Origin of the sequence: Saccharopolyspora shandongensis (assembly GCF_900106995.1) — a bacterium.
Classification (GTDB): domain Bacteria; phylum Actinomycetota; class Actinomycetes; order Mycobacteriales; family Pseudonocardiaceae; genus Saccharopolyspora; species Saccharopolyspora shandongensis.
This window is the reverse complement of the sequence record NZ_FNOK01000098.1, coordinates 1-16,852: the sequence shown is the minus strand read 5'-3', so window position 1 is coordinate 16,852 and position 16,852 is coordinate 1. Positions and strand designations below refer to the sequence as shown.

Annotated in this window: 15 protein-coding genes and 1 pseudogene; 10 read left to right on the top strand and 6 right to left on the bottom strand. The window is 71.0% G+C overall.

Features of this window, described 5'->3' with window-relative positions; translation table 11 throughout:
• Positions 1-6: 6 nt before the first annotated feature.
• The 3 genes from BLW84_RS44655 to BLW84_RS44645 are packed head-to-tail and all read left to right on the top strand — an operon-like array spanning position 7 to position 2,346.
• Positions 7-1,671 (top strand): sodium:solute symporter family protein, encoded by a 1,665-nt coding sequence (locus BLW84_RS44655; RefSeq protein WP_093278124.1) that lies wholly within the window; start codon positions 7-9, stop codon positions 1,669-1,671.
• A 12-nt stretch (positions 1,672-1,683) separates the two neighbouring features.
• Positions 1,684-1,935, top strand: coding sequence for a hypothetical protein (locus tag BLW84_RS44650; RefSeq protein ID WP_093278669.1), 252 nt, complete (start codon positions 1,684-1,686; stop codon positions 1,933-1,935).
• A 48-nt stretch (positions 1,936-1,983) separates the two neighbouring features.
• Positions 1,984-2,346 carry a TetR/AcrR family transcriptional regulator C-terminal domain-containing protein gene (locus BLW84_RS44645; RefSeq protein WP_143061357.1) on the top strand — a complete coding sequence of 121 codons (363 nt, stop codon included), beginning with the start codon at positions 1,984-1,986 and terminating at the stop codon, positions 2,344-2,346.
• A 57-nt stretch (positions 2,347-2,403) separates the two neighbouring features.
• Here BLW84_RS44645 and BLW84_RS44640 read toward each other — a convergent pair whose 3' ends face one another.
• A complete protein-coding gene (locus tag BLW84_RS44640; protein WP_245761819.1) occupies positions 2,404-3,675 on the bottom strand; it encodes a cytochrome P450 in 1,272 nt (423 codons plus the stop codon).
• Between the two features lie 169 nt (positions 3,676-3,844).
• Between BLW84_RS44640 and BLW84_RS44635 the strand changes: the two genes are divergently transcribed.
• Both BLW84_RS44635 and BLW84_RS50080 read left to right on the top strand, forming a co-directional pair.
• Entirely contained in the window at positions 3,845-5,329 is a 1,485-nt protein-coding gene (locus BLW84_RS44635) for a serine/threonine-protein kinase (protein ID WP_093278665.1), read from the top strand.
• Positions 5,326-5,448 (top strand): hypothetical protein, encoded by a 123-nt coding sequence (locus BLW84_RS50080; protein ID WP_281247501.1) that lies wholly within the window; start codon positions 5,326-5,328, stop codon positions 5,446-5,448. Before BLW84_RS44635 ends, BLW84_RS50080 begins: the two co-directional genes overlap by 4 nt.
• 5 nt (positions 5,449-5,453) lie before the next feature.
• Here BLW84_RS50080 and BLW84_RS44630 read toward each other — a convergent pair whose 3' ends face one another.
• Positions 5,454-8,012: a polynucleotide kinase-phosphatase gene (locus tag BLW84_RS44630; protein WP_093278663.1), complete on the bottom strand. Its 2,559-nt coding sequence runs from the start codon at positions 8,010-8,012 to the stop codon at positions 5,454-5,456.
• Positions 8,012-9,406 carry a 3' terminal RNA ribose 2'-O-methyltransferase Hen1 gene (locus BLW84_RS44625; RefSeq protein ID WP_093278674.1) on the bottom strand — a complete coding sequence of 465 codons (1,395 nt, stop codon included), beginning with the start codon at positions 9,404-9,406 and terminating at the stop codon, positions 8,012-8,014. Before BLW84_RS44625 ends, BLW84_RS44630 begins: the two co-directional genes overlap by 1 nt.
• Positions 9,407-9,588: 182 nt before the next feature.
• Here BLW84_RS44625 and BLW84_RS44620 point away from each other — a divergent pair, with 182 nt between their 5' ends.
• Entirely contained in the window at positions 9,589-10,158 is a 570-nt protein-coding gene (locus BLW84_RS44620) for a hypothetical protein (RefSeq protein ID WP_093278661.1), read from the top strand.
• Here the strand turns inward: BLW84_RS44620 and BLW84_RS44615 are convergent.
• The 3 genes from BLW84_RS44615 to BLW84_RS44605 all read right to left on the bottom strand — a co-directional run bounded on the left by BLW84_RS44615 (position 10,155) and on the right by BLW84_RS44605 (position 12,862).
• Positions 10,155-10,808, bottom strand: coding sequence for a response regulator (locus BLW84_RS44615; protein WP_093278659.1), 654 nt, complete (start codon positions 10,806-10,808; stop codon positions 10,155-10,157). The two genes, BLW84_RS44620 and BLW84_RS44615, sit on opposite strands and share 4 nt — an antisense overlap.
• On the bottom strand, positions 10,805-11,905 hold the full coding sequence (locus BLW84_RS44610; RefSeq protein WP_245761818.1) for a sensor histidine kinase: 1,101 nt from the start codon (positions 11,903-11,905) through the stop codon (positions 10,805-10,807). Before BLW84_RS44610 ends, BLW84_RS44615 begins: the two co-directional genes overlap by 4 nt.
• A 66-nt stretch (positions 11,906-11,971) precedes the next feature.
• Positions 11,972-12,862: a PfkB family carbohydrate kinase gene (locus BLW84_RS44605; protein ID WP_177227054.1), complete on the bottom strand. Its 891-nt coding sequence runs from the start codon at positions 12,860-12,862 to the stop codon at positions 11,972-11,974.
• 387 nt (positions 12,863-13,249) lie between these two features.
• Between BLW84_RS44605 and BLW84_RS44600 the strand changes: the two genes are divergently transcribed.
• The 4 genes and pseudogenes from BLW84_RS44600 to BLW84_RS44585 all read left to right on the top strand — a co-directional run.
• Positions 13,250-14,257 carry a substrate-binding domain-containing protein gene (locus BLW84_RS44600; protein ID WP_093278657.1) on the top strand — a complete coding sequence of 336 codons (1,008 nt, stop codon included), beginning with the start codon at positions 13,250-13,252 and terminating at the stop codon, positions 14,255-14,257.
• Positions 14,254-15,243 carry an ABC transporter permease gene (locus tag BLW84_RS44595; protein ID WP_093278655.1) on the top strand — a complete coding sequence of 330 codons (990 nt, stop codon included), beginning with the start codon at positions 14,254-14,256 and terminating at the stop codon, positions 15,241-15,243. Before BLW84_RS44600 ends, BLW84_RS44595 begins: the two co-directional genes overlap by 4 nt.
• Positions 15,243-16,052, top strand: a complete 810-nt coding sequence (locus BLW84_RS44590; protein ID WP_093278653.1) for an ATP-binding cassette domain-containing protein — start codon at positions 15,243-15,245, stop codon at positions 16,050-16,052. The genes BLW84_RS44595 and BLW84_RS44590 overlap by 1 nt, the downstream gene beginning before the upstream one ends.
• A 137-nt stretch (positions 16,053-16,189) precedes the next feature.
• Positions 16,190-16,852: pseudogene (locus tag BLW84_RS44585) on the top strand (FAD-dependent monooxygenase); the annotation flags it as partial.

The following is a 16,852-nucleotide window of genomic DNA, read 5'->3' as shown; positions in this document are numbered from 1 at the left end:
GGTCAGCTGCTGGACGCCAACGCGGTGGATTTTGCGTTGTTGGCGTTGTACTTCGTTTTTGTGCTGGGTATCGGTTATCTGGCGCGGCGTGCGGTTTCCACCAGTTTGGATTTTTTCCTGTCGGGTCGGGCGTTGCCGGCGTGGGTGACGGGGTTGGCGTTCATCTCGGCGAATCTGGGTGCGATCGAGATCATCGGTATGTCGGCGAATGGTGCCGAGTACGGGATGCCGACGATGCATTATTTCTGGATCGGTGCGGTGCCGGCCATGCTGTTCTTGGGCGTGGTGATGATGCCGTTCTACTACGGCTCGAAGGTGCGTAGTGTTCCGGAGTTCATGTTGCGCCGGTTCGGGCGGGCGGCGCATCTGGTGAACGGGATCAGTTTCGCGGTGGCGCAGGTGTTGATCGCGGGGGTGAATCTGTATTTGCTGGCCAGCATCGTGAATGCGTTGCTGGGGTGGCCGTTGTGGTTGTCGGTGTTGCTGGCGGCGGCGATCGTGTTGTCGTACACGGCGTTGGGTGGGTTGTCGGCGGCGATCTACAACGAGGTGTTGCAGTTCTTCGTGATCGTGGCGGCGTTGTTGCCGTTGACGATCATCGGGTTGGTGAAGGTCGGTGGGGTGCAGGGTCTGGTCGAGAAGGTGTCGGCGGGGCCGGGTGGTGCGGAGCAGTTGTCGGCGTGGCCGGGTAATCAGTTGACCGGGTTCGACAACAGTGTGTTGTCGGTGGTGGGGTTGGTGTTCGGGCTGGGTTTCGTGCTCAGTTTCGGGTATTGGACGACGAACTTCGTCGAGGTGCAGCGGGCGATGGCGTCCAAGAGCATGTCGGCGGCGCAGCGGACGCCGATCATCGGGGCGTTCCCGAAGATGTTCATTCCGTTCATCGTGATCATTCCGGGGATGATCGCGGCGGTGCTGATCCCGGAGTTGGCGGCGTTCAAGCAGGCCGGTGGGTCCGGTGGTGGGGGTGTGGATTACAACGATGCGATCTTGTTGTTGATGCGGGATCTGCTGCCGAACGGGATTCTGGGGGTCGCGCTGGCGGGGTTGCTGGCGTCGTTCATGGCGGGGATGGCGGCGAACTTGTCGTCGTTCAACACGGTGTTCACCTATGACATCTGGCAGTCCTATGTGGTGCGGGACCGGGCGGATGGTTATTACCTGAGCATGGGGCGTTGGGTGACGGTGGGGGCGACGCTGGCGGCGGTGGGCACGGCGTTCATCGCGGCGGGGTATTCGAACTTGATGGATTACCTGCAGCAGTTGTTCTCGTTCTTCAACGCGCCGTTGTTCGCGACGTTCATCCTGGGGATGTTCTGGAAGCGGATGACGCCGCATGCGGGGTGGGCGGGTCTGGTGTTGGGGACGGTGTCGGCGGTGGTGGTGTTCGGGTTGTCGGAGACCGGGGTGCTGGATCTGCCGGGGCAGGGTGCGAGTTTCGTGGGTGCGGGTGTGGCGTTCGTGGTGGACATCGTGGTGAGTGTGGTGGTGTCGCTGGTGACGCGGCCGAAGCCGGCGGCGGAGCTGGTGGGGTTGGTGTACGGGTTGACGCCGCGGGCGAGCTTGCAGGCGTCGACCAGTGGTGAGGATGCCGGCTGGTATCGCCGTCCGGGTCTGCTGGCGGGGATCGCGCTGGTCCTGATCATCGCCCTCAACATCATCTTCGGCTGAGGAGGAACCGACATGGCCAAGACCTCGGGCACCGCGGGTGCCTTCGACATCCGCACCGTGATCGCGCTGCTGTTCGGCATCTTCGGCGCGGTGCTGGTCGTCGTCGGCGCGACCGACGGCGCGGACGAGATCACCAAGTCCGCCGACATCAACATCAACCTCTACTCGGGCATCGGCATGCTCGTCTTCGCCGCCGCCCTCGTGGTGTGGGCCCGGCTGCGGCCGATCGCCGTTCCCGCCGGGAGCGACGCACCAGAAGCCTGATCTGGGACAGACGAGGGGCGCCACCGGCCGGTGGCGCCCCTCGTCGTCGTGAACGGCGCGTTTGACCGACGTGGCAAGGGGCTTCCCGTCGACGGCGGCGAACTGGGAGTGCTCACCGGATTCGGGTTCACCCCGGTCCAGGCGATGCGCGCGGTCATCGCCATCGGGCACTACATCACTGGGTTCGTCCTGGAGGAGCAGGCCGCGCAGGAGCGGCGGAACCGGGTGGAATCGGGCGCGGACGAGCGCCGGGGGCGACGCGGTCGCGAAGAAGAGGCCGCTCCTCGGGAACGGTTGCCCGTCCTGGAGGCCGCGATCCGCGAGGGCGGCCCACCAGAAGGCTCCGAGGCGTTCGAGCAGGGATTGCGGATGCTCATCGACGGGATGCAGGCGCTGACGCAAGCATCGTGAGGTGGCACGGGCGCGCCGTGCGGGGCGCCCGGATCACGGATGCCCCGCACAGCGGCTTCACGAGCTGGGGATCGCCACGACCATGCCGCGTAGTTCGTAGCCGCCGATCGCGTCGTTGAACGAGACGCGCGGCTCCTTCTTCATGTGCACGCCGGGGACGGCGAACAGCTTCTTGAGGAAGACGTCGGTCTCCATGATCGCGATGTTCGCGCCGGGGCACTTGTGCGCACCGTCCCCGAAGGACAGTCCCGGCGCGGAGGCGTCGTTGAGGGTGCGGGCGGGGCACACCGCGAGCGGCTGCTCGCCCATCGCGCTCGGGTCGGTGTTCGTCGCGCCGACGTGGATGTCGATCACCTCGCCGGTCGGCACGGTGACCGTCTCGTCGTTCTCCGCCGGCAGCTCGACCGGTGCCGTGGTGCGCCGCCTGAGGTGGCCGACGACCGGTTCCAGGCGCAGCAGCTCGTGCAGGATCGCGAGCCGCTCGGGCTCATCGGCGGCGCGGTAGCGGTCCAGCAGCGGCTCGTCGGTGAACAGGTGCCACGCGGCGAGGTTGACGAACTCGCGGGTGGTGACCATGCCCGCGGCGGCGAAGGTGATGCACTCGCCGAGGATCTCGGCCGCCGAGCAGCCCTCGTCCAGCAGGTGCGAGATCAGGTCGTCGCGGCGCTGCTTGCGGCGCGCGCGGACGGCGGGCCGCACGTCGCCGAAGAAGATCCCGGACCAGTTGACGGCCTGCCGCCACACCCAGTAGAGCCCGTTGAGGCTGGTGAAGCCGGGTTCGCCGAACTCCTCCGGGAAGAACCGCTCCAGCCGGTGCTGGAGGCCGGGGCGGCTCTCGGTCAGCCCGATCACCGCGCACGCCACGTCGATGGCGAGGTTGAAGCTCAGATCCGACAGCTGCGCCTGCCCCGCGCCGCGGAGCTTGTCGAGCTGCGCGTCCGCCACCCGCTCCATCAGCTCGCGGTAGCTCTCGTCCACCCGGCGCGGCGTGAAGTACTTGGCGGTCTGGCGCCGGTGCTCGCGGTGCTCCGGGCCGTCCCGGTACAGCACCGGGCGCCGGATCTTGGCGGGCATCTTCTCGACCGTCTCCACCCCGAGGCCGGCTTGGACGGTGTCGGTGCTGCGCAACGCGGCGCGTGCCGCGGCGTGGCCCCGGATCGTCCAGACGCCGTCCGAACCGCGGCTGACCGGGCAGCCGTCCTCGGGCTCGCCCCGATCGATCTTGCGTGCGTTCGTCCCGTCGGTCGCCATCGGTGGACCGGTCCTTTCCGCAGCCGGGTGGTCGAACATGATCCACTTCTTGTAGCAGTCCCGGGTCGCCCGGCGCACCGGTGGGCATCGGTTCGTAGCGGAAACTTCACCGGCGGCACTGGGCGACCGGGCGGTCGCCGTCGGTCGCGGCCGGCGGGCGGTAGGGTGCGGCACCCGGGGTGTTCGGGGCAGTTGTGACTCACCCAATAGGATGACGGCCGATGTCGGTCTTGAGGAGTTACGCACCGTGAAGTGGCAGTTCGGCCCTTACCGGGTGGATGGCTTGATCGCGCGGGGTGGGATGGGCGAGATCCTCCGCGCGTACGACACCCGCCACGACCGCGTAGTCGCGCTCAAGCTCCTGGCCGAGAACCTCGCCGCCGACGAGGAGTTCCGCGAGCGGTTCAAGCGGGAGGCGCACGCGGCCGGTCGGCTGCGGGAGCCGCACGTTATCCCGATCCACGCCTACGGCGAGATCGACGGCCGGCTCTACCTCGACATGCGCCTGGTGGAGGGCAGCGACGTCGGGTCGCTGCTCGCCGCGCACGGCCCGATGCGCCCGGCGGACGCGGTCGCGGTGCTGGAGCAGGTCGCGGAGGCGCTGGACGCCGCGCACCAGGAAGGCCTGGTGCACCGCGACGTCAAGCCGTCCAACATCCTGGTCAGCCACAGCGGGTTCGCCTACCTCGTCGACTTCGGCGTCGCCGCGTCGCTGCGCGCCTCCGCGACGCTGACCTCCACCGGCTACACCGTCGGCACGCTCGCCTACATGGCGCCGGAGCGGTTCGACGACGGCCCGGTCGACCACCGCGTGGACGTGTACTCGCTGGCCTGCGTGCTGTACCAGTGCCTGACCGGCGCGAAGCCGTTCGCCGGGGACACCGCGGCGTCGCTGATCAACGCGCACCTCAACCACACGCCGCCGGTGCCGACCGGCGCCCGCAGCGACATCCCGCGCGAGTTCGACCAGATCGTCGCGCGCGGCATGGCGAAGAACCCGGCCGACCGCTTCGACAGCGCGGGCGAGCTGGCGCGGGCGGCCCGGCAGGCGCTGACCAGCGTCACCGCGATCCCGCCGCAGTTCGCCGCGCCGCCTGCGGCGCCGAAGCGCAAGGGCGGCGCGCGCTGGGTGTACGTGCTGGCCGGGGTCGGCGTGATCGCGGCCGTGGCCGGGGTGGCGGCTTTCGCCACCACGATGAACAACGAGCCGGGGCAGGCGATTCCGGTCGACGACCCGTCGCCGTTGCTGACACAGATGAGCGGGGCGCCGACCTCGGTGCCGCCGCCGTCCAGCACGACGCCGCCCCCGCCCCCGCCGCCGTCCTCCGCGTCCGCCCCGCCGCCGGTGCAGGACCCCGCGACGCAGGCGCCGGACACCGAGGAACCGGCGGTGGATCCGGAAACGCCGCCGGCGAGGCCGGCGCAGACGAAGTGGTGCCAGTCGGTCAGCTACCAGGGCGAGGAACGCGGCACCGGCTGCTTCGAGGCGGTCGGCGACCACCTCTTCGCGCAAGACACCAACAAAGACGGCATGTGGGTCAAGACGGTGTCGGAGACCGACTACGGCCGCAAGGACGAGTGCAAGGACGACAACAGCGCGGAAGGCCCGCCGGTCGATTGCAACCTGGACCTGAGCGAGAAGGGCAAGGTCCGCATCAAGGTCGAGCTCTGGGACGGCAAGACCAAGGTCACCGAGTCCGCCTGGTCGAAGTTCGTCCCGATCGGTCAGTGATCGCGGCGCTCGTCACCGACCCGCCGCGCGAACGGCTCGCGCTCGCCACCAGCAGCGGCACCTGGGCGCCGCTGCTGGCGGCCGCGGCGAAGCACGCCGGGTGGTCACTCGGGATGTGACCGGCTCACAGCCGTGGGTCGACGGGCTCGGATTCCAGGGCCAGCACGGCGAAAACGCACTCGTGCACCCGCCACAGCGGCTCGCCCCGCGCGACCCGTTCCAGGCCCTCCAGGCCGAGCGCGTACTCGCGGGTGGCGAGGCCGCGCTTGCGGCCGAGGGCTCGCTGGCGGAGGCGCTCCAGGTTCGGCGCCTCGGTGTAGTCGGGCCCGTAGATGATCCGCAGGTACTCGCGCCCGCGCACCTTCACGCCCGGCTGCGCCAGGCCGCGCTGCCCCCTGGTCAGGTTCGCCGCCGGCTTGACCACCATGCCTTCGCCGCCGTCGCCGGTCAGCTCCTCCCACCACGCGACGCCCGACGCCGTCGAGCCCGGGTCGGTGGTGTCCACGGCGAGCCTGCGGGTCGTGGCGAACAGCTCGGGGTCGGCGCCGACGAGCCGGTCCGCCACCGAGAGGTGCCAGCCGTGCTCATGGTCGTGGTAGGTCCGGCCCTCGGTGGCCAGCACCTGGAACGGCGCGAGCCGCACACCCCTCAGCCCCTCCGTCGGCCAGCAGTACCGGCGGTACGCCTCGCGGTACGCGTCGGCATTCGCCGCCCGCGCAACGGTTTTGGCGTGCAGCTCGGCGACGTCCACGCCGCGCTGCGACGCCGCGGCCAGGATCTCCACGGCGCTGGGCAACGCCGCCGACGCCGCAGCGCCGACCGCGGCGTACTGGTCCATGATCAGGCCGCGCGCCTTCGCGCTCCAGGGCATCAGCTCGGCGTCCAGGAGCAGCCAGTCCGTCGACAGCTCCTCCCACAACCCGGCCGAATCCACGGCTGCGCGCACGCGGCCGAGCAGCTCCTCGGTCTGATCCGGCGCGAGGAACGGCCGTCCGGTGCGGGTGTGCACCGCGCCCGGACCGTCGATGCCGAACCTGGTCGCGCCCGTCGAGGAATCCCGGCACACCAGCACGATCGCTCGCGAGCCCATGTGCTTCTCCTCGCACAGCACGTCCTGCACACCCGCCGCGCGGTAGCCCGCGAAGGCTTCTTCGGGGTGCTCCAGCACGTCGGGGCGGTTCGAGGTGGCCACCGGCGCCATGGTCGGCGGCAGGTACAGCAGCCACCTCGGGTCGATCGCGAAGCGGCTCATCACCTCCAGTGCCGCGGCCGCCCGCTCGGGCTGGACGGCGATCCGCCCGTGGTGCCGGGTTTCCACCGAACGACGGCCCGCGACGTCGTCGAGGTTGAGCACGTGCGGTTCCCGCCGCGACACCGAATCCGCCGCCGGGGGCAGCTCCTCGGGCGGCAGCAGCGGGCGCTTCGGCTCGTACCAGACGTGGTGCGCCCGGACCGAGACGACTTCGCGCTCCGGATAGCGCAGCGCCGTGAGCTTGCCGCCGAAGACGCAGCCGGTGTCCAGGCACATCGTGCCGTTCACCCACTCCGCCTCGGGCATCGGCGTGTGGCCGTAGAGCACCATCGCCTTGCCCCGGTAGTCGTTGGCCCACGGGTAGCGCACCGGCAGCCCGAACTCGTCGATCTCGCCGGTGGTCTCGCCGAACAGCGCGAAGCTGCGCACGGTTCCCGACGCGCGGCCGTGGAAGTGCTCGGGCAGCCCGGCGTGCGCCACCACGAGCTTGCCGCCGTCGAGCACGTAATGCGCGACCAGGCCGTCGCAGAACTCCTCCGCCCGCTTGCGGAACTCCGCGGGCTCGGCCGAGAGCTGCGCCAGCGACTCGGCCAGGCCGTGCGCGATCTTGACGTTGCGGCCGCGCAACGCGCGGACGAACTTCTGCTCGTGGTTGCCGCACACCACCAGCGCGGTCCCGGCCTCGGCCATGCCCATCACCAGCCGGAGCACACCGGGGGTGTCCGGGCCGCGGTCGACCAGGTCGCCGACGAACACCGCGCGCCGGCCTTCCGGGTGCGTGGCGCCGATGGCGCGCTGCTCGTCGTCGCGTTCGATGGCGTAGCCGAGGGATTCGAGCAGTTCCTCCAGCTCGGCCCGGCAGCCGTGCACGTCGCCGATCACGTCGAACGGCCCGGTTTCGGCGCGCTTGTCGTTGAGCAGCGGCTCGACCTCGACGGTGGCCGCCGCCACCTCCTCGACGCTGCGCAGCACGTGCACGCGCCGGAAACCCTCGCGCTGCACCGTCTTCAGCGACCGGCGGAGCTCGGCGCGGTGCCGCCGGACGACCGGCGCGCCGAAATCCCGGTCGGGGCGGGCCGCGTTGCGCTCCAGGCACACCGACTCGGGCAGGTCGAGCACGATGGCGACCGGCAGCACGTGGTGCTTCCGCGCCAGCTCGACCAATGTGGACCGGGAGCTGCGCTGGACGTTGGTGGCGTCGATGACCGTGATCCGCCCGGCCGCCAGCCGCTTGCCCGCGACGTAGTGCAGCGCGTCGAAGGCGTCCGCGCTGGCCGACTGGTCGGATTCGTCGTCGGCGACGAGACCGCGGAAGTAGTCGCTGGAGAGCACCTGCGTCGGCGCGAAGTGGGTGCGCGCGAAGGTGGACTTCCCCGAGCCGGAGGCGCCGATCAGCACCACCAGCGCCATGTCCGGAATGGACAACCGCATCACGCCACCGCCGTCCTGGTGAACACCGCCAGCTGGGTCGGCGCCCCGACCTCGGGATCCTCCGGCCCGACGGGCAGGTGCTCGACCGCATAGCCGTGCCGGTCGGCCACGCCGCCGGCCCACTCCCGGAACTGCGACCGCGTCCACTCGAAGCGGTGGTCGGCATGCCGGAACGCGCCGGCGGGCAGGTTTTCGAAACGCACGTTGTACTCCACGTTCGGGGTGGTGACGACGACCGTGCCGGGCCGGGCGGCGGCGAACACCGCGTGCTCCAGCGCGGTCAGCCGGGACGGGTCGACGTGCTCGACGACCTCCATCAGCACTGCCGCGTCGAATCCGGCGAGAGAGGTGTCCACGTAGGTCAGCGCGGACTGGCGCAGTGCGAGCCGCTCGCGCTGGCGCTCCGGAAGCCGCTCGAAGCGGCGCGCGGCGACCTCCAGCGCGCGGGCCGACACGTCCACGCCGACGATTTCGGTGAACGACGGCTCCTGGATCAGGTCGTTCAGCAGGGCCCCGGCACCGCAGCCGAGGTCGAGCACGCGTCGTGCCCCACTCGCCTTGAGCGCGGCCAGCACGCTTCCACGACGCTGCACGGCGAGCGGAACGTCCTGTTCGGACGTCGTGGTCACCGCCGGTTCGGCCATCGCGTCGTCCAGCTCGTCGTCGCCGGACTCGGCCAGCTGCGCCAGGGCCGAGCGCACGTAGGACTTGCGGTGCGCCAGATACCGGCTGCTGATCAGCTCCCGCTCGGGGTGGTCGGCCAGCCAGCCGTCACCGGCCCGCAGCAGCTTGTCCACCTCGTCCGAGCCGACCCAGTAGTGCTTGCTGTTGTCCAGCACCGGAATCAGCACGTAGAGGTGCTTGAGAGCGGCGGAAACGCGGAGCTCGCCGGACAGCCGCAGGTCCACGTAACTGGAGTCGCCCCAGCCCGGGATCTGCGGATCCAGCGGCACCGGCGCGGCGTCGACCCGCCAGCCCAGCGGCTCGAACAGCCGCGCGGCCAGCTCCGCGCCGCCCCGGCACGGCACCGCGGGAATCCTGATCTGCAGCGGAATCGGTGTCTCCGCCAGCTCCGGCCGCGCGTCGCAACGCCCGCTCAGCGCCGTCCGGAACACCGAACCCAGCGCCACGGCGAGCAGCGAGCCCGCGGCGTAGGGCCGGTCGTTGACGTACTGGGCCAGCGCGAAGGCGTCGTTCTTCCTGCCGCGCACCAGGTTCACCGGATCGACGTCCAGCAGCAGCGCGGCGGTGCACTCGTCCTCGGCGGCGACCGGGTAGAAGACGTGCGCCGATCCGCCGGCCACTGGGAAGGCTTGTGCCTTCTGCGGATGCTTGTGCAGCAGGAAGCCGAGATCGGTGGCGGGTCGGTGCGTGGTGGTGAGGGTGACGAGCACGGCCACAGTGTGCCCCAACGCCGGCACTGGCGAACCTCCTTTTTCAGGTGGCAGACCGGGTACGCAGCCGGACGTACGGCAGGAGTCGATTGCCGCCCGATGTGCCGGCGGGGGAGCCCGGCCAGAGTTGGTCCCGCGGCGCCCGGACCGCCCGGGCATCGCGGGACCAACGGGAGGCGATCGTGTCGGACCGGCCGGCATCGACCAAGCGCGGCGCGCGCCGACTTTCGCCGCGCGCCTACAAGTTGTGGAGCACGGTGCACCTCGTCGTCGCGTCCGCGTGGCTGGGGGTCACGGCGGCCAAGCTGGTGCTCGGCCTGGCCGCCGTGCTGACCGGTGCTCCGCCCCGCGCGCAGAGCCTGTACCTGGCGGTGGACGCGGTCGACGTGACGTTTCCACCGCTGGCAATCGCCACGCTGCTGTCCGGCGTGGTGCTCTCGATGGGCACCAGGTGGGGCCTGCTGAGGCACTACTGGGTGGTGACGAAGCTGGTGCTGACCGTCGCGGTGATCGTGACCGCGGTGCAGCTCGAAGACCGGTACGTGCGTCGCGCGGTACCGGCCCTGGAATGGCGGGACGGGGGCACGTTCTTCGACGCCCAGCCGTGGTCGGCCGGGCTCCTCCTCGCCTTGCCGGTCGTCCACCTGATCATGCTGGTGGCGGCGACGGTGCTGTCCGTCTACAAGCCGTGGGGCAAGACGCGGAAGGCCGCGGCGCGACCGCCGGTGCGGCGCGGGGTGGAGGCGCGCTAGTCGGCGAGGCCGGACTGGTAGGCGAAGACGACGAGCTGGGCGCGGTCACGGGCGCCCAGCTTGATCATCGCCCGGCTGACGTGGGTTCGGGCCGTCGCCGGGCTGACCACCAGGCGCTCCGCGATCTCCTCGTTGTTCAGGCCCTCCGCGACCAGCCCGAGCACCTCGCGCTCCCGATCGGTGAGCGTGTGCAGCTGCGGGTGCGGGCGGCGCGACCGCGGTGCCATCGACACGAACTCGCGGACCAGCTGCCGCGTCGCCGACGGCGCGAGCAGCGCCTCACCGCCGGCCACCAGCCGGATCGCCCGGAGCAGGTCCACCGGCTTGGTGTCCTTCAGCAGGAAACCGCTGGCCCCGCCGCGCAGCGCGGCGAAGACGTACTCGTCGACCTCGAAGGTGGTCAGCACGATCACCTTGGTGTCCGGCAGCTCCGGGTCCGCGGTGATCCGCCGGGTCGCCTCCAGCCCGTCGACGCCGGCCATCCGCACGTCCATCAGGACCACGTCCGGCCGGTGCTCGCGCGCCGCGGCCACCGCCGCCAGCCCGTCCGCGGCCTCGCCTACGCAGGTCAGGTCGTCCTCGTTGTCGAGGAGGGTGCGCAGTCCGATGCGGACCAGGTCCTGGTCGTCGACGATCAGCACGGTGATCATGGATGTCCTTCGGTGGGCAGGCGGGCGTGCACTTCGAACCGGCCGTCGCCGGTGGGACCTGCGGTGAACTCGCCGCCCAGCGCAGCGACCCGCTGCCGCATGCCGGGAACGCCGAGCCCGCCGCCGTCGCCCGGCGAGCCGGCGAGCGGGTTGGCGACGGTGATGACCAGCGCGTCGGGGGCGTAGTCGAGCGTGACCGAAGCGCGCTTGTCGTCGCTGTGGCGCAGCACGTTGGTCAGCGACTCCTGCAGGATCCGGTAGCCGGTCAGGTCGACCGGGGCGGGCAGCTCGCGCGGCTCGCCGGTGGTGGTGAGCTGCACCTGGACACCGGCCTCGCCCATCCGCTTCCGCAGGTCGTCGAGCCTGGCCAGGCCCGGCGCCGGGCCCTGCGAGGCGGTTCGGCGCACCACGGCCAGGGTCGCGCGCAGCTCCTCCAGCGCATCGCTGCTCGTGCGGCTGATCGCCTCCAGCGCGACTTCGGCCTGCTCCGGCTTCTTCGGCAGCACGTGCAGCGCGACATCGGCCTGCATCTTGATCGCGGCCAGCCCGTGGCCTACGACGTCGTGCACCTCCTGCGCGATCCGCAGCCGCTCGTCGTCGACGCGTTGGCGCAGCGTCTCGGCCCTGGCCCGGGCCGCCGCCTCGCGCTGCAGCCGGATGGCGAGCCCCACCGCGAACGGCACCACGACCCACGCCGAACCCGGGATCACGCCGAACACGCCGGGCAGCGTCGCGCCGCTGGTGAAGATGTGGACGAGCAGCATGAGCAGGGCGGCGAGCGCGGTCGGCACCGAGGTCGCCGGCGGGCGATGCCTGGCGACCGAGTAGACGGCGATCAGCAGCGCCAGCAGGATCGGGCCGTAGGTGTAGCCCAGCACCAGGTACGTCGCGGTGAGCGCGGCGGCAACGAGCAGCGTCGCGACCGGCCGGCGCCGCCGCAGCACCAGGACCAGCCCGGTGGCGACCACCAGGCCCACGCCGATGGCGTCGACCGGCCGGTGCGCGGTCGCGGTCCAGCGGTCGGCGCCGAACGTGCCGAAGATGCCGACCAACGTGACCAGGGCGGCGAGGACCGCGTCCCCGATCAGCGATTTCATCCCGCGCATGCTCGCAGTTTCCGCGATGTCCGAGCCTCGCGGGTCGTCCCAGGAGCGCACCTCCGCCTACTCCCCCCGACGTAGCGAGAGCTCGGGGAGGCGCTGCAGCCACGCCCGAGGCCCGGGAGTCTCGCACTTCAGCGCGGCGACCGCCGCGGCGCGTTCGATCCTGGCCGGGATGCCGGATCCGGGTTCGCAGGCGAAGAAGCAGTAGGCGCCGTGGAAGACATCGCCTGCGCCGAGCGTGTCGACCGCCTGGATGCGCGGCGGCGGCACCGCGCCGTGGTCGCCGTCGTGCCACCAGCGCACCGGGCCGCCGCCATGGGTGGTGATCACGGTCGGCACGCCCCGGTCGACGAGGGCTCGCGCCGTCGCATCGGTGGTCGGGGCGCCCGGCACCCGGAAGTCGGCCGAGGCGATGATCGCCTCCGCACGCGGCAGCAGCGGCCGCATGGCCGGTTTCCAGCGCCCGGCGTCCACCACGATCGGCGCCGACGCCGCGTCGGCGGCTGCTTCGGCGAGCACCGCGTGGTGGCCGTCGAGCAGGACGATGCCGGCCGAGCCGACGAGTTCGGCCAGGTCCGGCGCCCGGTGCACCTGCAGCGCGGCGGTGTCGATGCCGACGACCGAGCGCTCGCCGGTGTCGCGGGTGACCGCGACGGCGGACACCGGGGCGTCCGCGGTCCGGTCCTCGGCCGCGTCGACGACGGTGACCGAGCAGGCCGCCAGATCGGCCCGGATGACCGCCGCGACCGGGCTGCGGCCGATCGCGGTGACCAGCACCGCCTCGCCACCCAACCCGGCGAACGTCACCGCCGCGTTCGCCGCCGGCCCACCGGCCGCGACGAACTGCGCGGTCGCAGTGGCCTTCTGGTCGGCGGCCGGGCGCGCGTCGACGTGGTGCACGACGTCCAGGGTGGTCAGGCCGACGAACACGCCGCGCGGTGGGGCAGCCATGCCGCCAGTGTAGGAGGTGATTTCTTCAATGGGCTTGCGTGGCGGTGCGGGTGGCGGCCCCCCTGCGGGAATTACAGACGCCGCCTCGCTGTGGGATCCCCGACTTGTGTATGTCCAATACGCGGCATCGGGGACTGGCCTCGCCGGGAGTCCTTCGGGCGGGCACAGTCTGAGAACCCGCGGCGGTGCGAGCTGAGTCCCCCACCGCATGCGGCTGACGCCGCATTTCGAAATGACCCGTAAGGAATCCGGCGCCGCCTCCGTCCTCAATGGGCCGATCCGGTGGCCACCGGCGAAAGACTTGTCCGGCCATGGTCGCGTTCCTACGATGCCGTTGTTGATCGGTCGGAAAGAGCTTTGAACGCACGCCCTCGACGTGGAGGCATCATGTTCAAACGGGGCCTGACGATCGCGGCCGCACTGCTGGCGCTGACCGCAGCAGGATGTTCGGCCGAACGCGAATGGGGCGGCGGATCGGCGAGCCCGGCGGGCACGGCCAAGATCGGCCTGATCACCAAGACCGACACCAACCCGTACTTCGTTCAGCTCCGCGAGTCCGCGAAGGCCGCCGCGCAGGCGCGGGGCGCCGAATTCATCGCGCTGGCAGGGCAGTTCGACGGCGACAACGACGGCCAGGTGCGGGCGATCGAAAACTTCGTGCAGCAGGGCGTGAACACGATCCTGATCACGCCGAACTCCTCGACCGGCGTGCTGGACGCCATCGCGCGCGCCCGCCAGGCGGGCATCCTGGTCATCGCCCTGGACACCGCGACGGAACCGGCCGACGCCGTCGACGCGACCTTCGCCACCGACAACTTCGAGGCCGGTCGGCAGCAAGGCGCCTACGCCAAGGCCGCGCTCGGCGCGACGCCGCCGAAGCTGCTGATGATCGACGGCACCGCCGGATCGTCGGTCAACACCCTCCGCCACGACGGATTCCTGGCGGGGATCGGCCTGGCCGAAGGCGCGCCGGAGATCCGCGGCACCCAGAACGCCAACGGCGACCAGAACCTCGCCCAGCAGGGCGCGGAGAACCTGTTGGCCCGCGCCAGCGACATCAACGTCGTCTACACGATGAACGAGCCGACCGCGCGCGGCGCGCATGCGGCGCTGCAGGCGCGCGGGCTGGCGGGGCCGGTGGTGATGGCGTCGATCGACGGCGGCTGCGAGGGCGTGGCGAACGTGGCCGCAGGGCAGATCCGGGCGACCGTGATGCAGTTCCCGGGCAAGATGGCGGAACTGGGCGTCGACGCCGGGGTGGAGTACGCCAAGACGAAGCAGAAGCCCAGCGGCTTCCACGACACCGGCTCCGTGGTGATCACCGACCACCCGATGCCGGGCGTGCGCAGCGAGGCGGTCGCCTGGGGCGAGCAGAACTGCTGGGGCGACAAGTGACGACGCTCCGCGCGCCGGACACCGGCGAGCGGCCGGGCGCGCGGGAGTTCCTCCTGCGCGCGCCCGCGGTCGGGCCCGCGCTGGCGCTGCTCGTCGCCATCGCGGTGTTCTCGGTGTTCACCGACACCTTCCTGAACCCGGACAACCTGTCGCTGGTGGTGCAGCAGTCGCTGGTGATCGCCACTCTCGCGCTCGGCCAGACGCTGATCATCCTCACCGGCGGCATCGACCTGGCCAACGCCTCGGCCGCGGTGCTGGCCACCCTGATCATGGCCAAGCTGGCGCTGGGCGGCGCGCCCGGATTCCTCGCACTGCTGCTGGGAATCGCGGCCACCGCGGCCATCGGCGCCGTGGTCGGAACGCTGGTGACGCAGGTGCGGCTGCCGCCGTTCATCGTCACCCTGGGCATGCTCACGATGCTCACCGCGGTGGCGAAGCTGGTCGCCGACGGCGAGGCGGTGCCGACCGGCGACGCGCTGCTGACCTGGCTCGGCACCCGCCGCTACCTCTTCGGCGGCATCGAGATCACCTACGGCATGACGCTGGCGCTGCTGCTGTACCTGGGGGTCTGGTACGCGCTGACCAGGACCGCCTGGGGCAAGCACGTCTACGCCGTCGGCAACGCGCCAGAATCGGCCCGGCTCGCCGGGATCAAGGTCAACCGCACGCTGCTGTCGGTGTACGTGGTGGCTGGGGTGATCTTCGGGCTGGCCGCCTGGCAGGCGCTCGGCCGGGTGCCCAACGCCGACCCGAACGCCTACCAGCTGGGCAACCTCGACTCGATCACCGCGGTGGTGCTCGGCGGCACGAGCCTGTTCGGCGGCCGGGGATCGGTGCTGGGCACGCTGATGGGCGCGCTGATCGTCGCGGTCCTGCGCTCCGGGCTGACGCAGCTGGGCGTCGACGCGCTCTACCAGGACGTCGCCACCGGGGCCCTGGTGATCGCGGCGGTCGTGGTGGACCGGGTGACGAGGAGGAACGGCTGATGGTGCCCACGCTCTCCGCCCGCGGCCTGGTCAAGCGCTACGGCCGGGTGACCGCCATCGACGGCGCGGACTTCGAGGTCCGGCCCGGTGAGGTGCTGGCCGTCGTCGGCGACAACGGCGCGGGCAAATCGAGCCTGATCAAGGCGCTGTCGGGGGCGCTGATCCCGGATGCGGGCGAGATCCGGGTGGACGGCGAGGTGGTGCACTTCCGCGGGCCGCTGGACGCCCGCCGCTACGGCATCGAGACGGTGTACCAGGACCTGGCGCTGGCCCCGGCGCAGGACATCGCGTCCAACATGTTCCTGGCGCGGGAGAAGCGGCACCCGGGGCTGCTCGGGAAGCTGTTCCGGAAGGTCGACCAGGGCTGGATGCGGGCCGAGGCGCAGCGGGTGCTGGACGAGCTTGGCATCGCGGTGAAGTCGATCGCGCAGCCGGTGGAGACGCTGTCGGGCGGGCAGCGGCAGGGCGTCGCGGTGGCCCGGGCGGCCGCCTTCGGCACCAAGGCGGTGATCATGGACGAGCCGACGGCGGCGCTCGGCGTGGCGGAGTCGGGGAAGGTGCTGGCGCTGATCGACCGGATCCGGCAGCGCGGCCTGCCGGTGGTCCTGATCAGCCACAACATGCCGCACGTCTTCGAGATCGCGGACCGGATCCACGTGCACCGGCTCGGCCGCCGGGTCGGCGTGGTGACGCCCCGCGAGCACAGCATGAGCCAGGTGGTGGGGCTGATCACTGGAGCACTGGTGCTGAGCGAGGACGGCGAGCTGGAGGAGGTCTCGTCCGCCGTGCGCACGGGCCTGGGGGAGTAGCGGCATCGTCGATGCCCCGGCATCGCGTGCGGGTGCGCACAACCCGGCGGCGGTGTACAACGAGTGCGTCACGCGGACAACGGCGTGCCTCCCGGTGCGCCTGCGCAGCTGCCCGCCTGTTATCAGGAGGTCGTGCTGTGAGAATTGTGTGCATCGGAGCCGGCCCCGCCGGGCTTTACTTCGCCATCTCGGCGAAGCTCAGGGACGCCGGGCACGACATCACCGTCATCGAACGGGACCCACCGGGAGCCACCTACGGCTGGGGCGTCGTGTACTGGGAGGACCTGCTGGACATGTTGTACTGCAATGACCGGGAGAGCGCGGAGCGGATCCGCGCGGCCTCGACGCTGTGGCTGGAGCAGGTCGTCTCGCTGCGCGGCCGGGACCGTGCCTATGTGGGGGGATATGGGTACAGCGTGAACCGCGCGCCGCTGCTGGAGATACTCGCCCAGCGCGCCACCGACCTCAACGTGGACGTCCGGTACGAGCACGCCGCGGAAGACCTGTCGGAGTTCGCCGACGCCGACCTGATCGTCGTCGCCGACGGCGCGAACAGCCGCACCCGGCAACGCTACGCCGAGGAATTCGGCACCCAGGTCGGCCACGGCCGCAACCCCTACATCTGGCTGGGCACGGACCGGGTGTTCGACATGTTCACCTTCGACTTCGAAGAAACACCCGAGGGCTGGATCTGGTTCCACGCCTACCCCTCCAGCGCCGGGATCAGCACCTTCATCGTCGAATGCCAGGACACCACCTGGCGAGGACTGGGGTTCGACCGGCTCGGCGACGACGAGAGC